The sequence below is a fragment of the Bradyrhizobium sp. NAS80.1 genome (assembly GCF_001908205.1).
In the GTDB taxonomy this organism is placed as follows: Bacteria; Pseudomonadota; Alphaproteobacteria; order Rhizobiales; family Xanthobacteraceae; genus Bradyrhizobium.
On record NZ_LGHL01000507.1, the window covers coordinates 1 to 586 of the forward strand.

The window sequence follows — 586 nt, forward strand, 5'->3', positions numbered from 1 at the left end:
GGCGACGATGAGCGAATCGACCGGGGTCGTTGCTGCGATCACCTTGCCATTTGGAATTCCGCGTTCGATGATTTCCTTGGGCAAGGATCCCATCCCGATTTCATTGCCGCCGTCCCCAATGCCGATCGTGTACCAGCGACGGTTCGCGGCGGGGTCGCCAAAGAGGAGATGGAGGGTGCCGTTTCGCGCGACATGTCCCATCCGTGCTCCCGGTGAGGCTTTCCCTCCGAACCCGGAGAAACTCGCTCAATTGCGATCAAGTGAGTGATCGGCCGATCGCCCGTTTCCAGGTACTGCCGCAGGCGGAGAACCGAACTCTCCGTCGTCGACACGACCTCAAGATTGACCGGCGCCGGCAGCGCATCGACCACGGCCCACACCGCCTTTGCACACGGTGCATCGGTAATGACCGTTACCGGGATGCCGGCAGTTGCGAGGCCCGCAGCCAGATGCGCCATCCCGCCAAGCCCATCCGTTTCCGGAGAAGGCGGCTCCGCGTGCTGGATATAGAAACCGGTGACGATGCCGACATGCGCGTTGGGCGTGTTCATGACGGCCTCCGCGGCGCGAGCAAGATTGCCTTTTG

1 pseudogene is annotated in these 586 nt (G+C 62.5%); it reads right to left on the bottom strand.

The annotated features are described in order from the left end of the window. Positions 1 to 551, bottom strand: a pseudogene (locus tag AC629_RS50890) (glutamate cyclase domain-containing protein); the annotation flags it as partial. Positions 552 to 586: the final 35 nt, after the last annotated feature.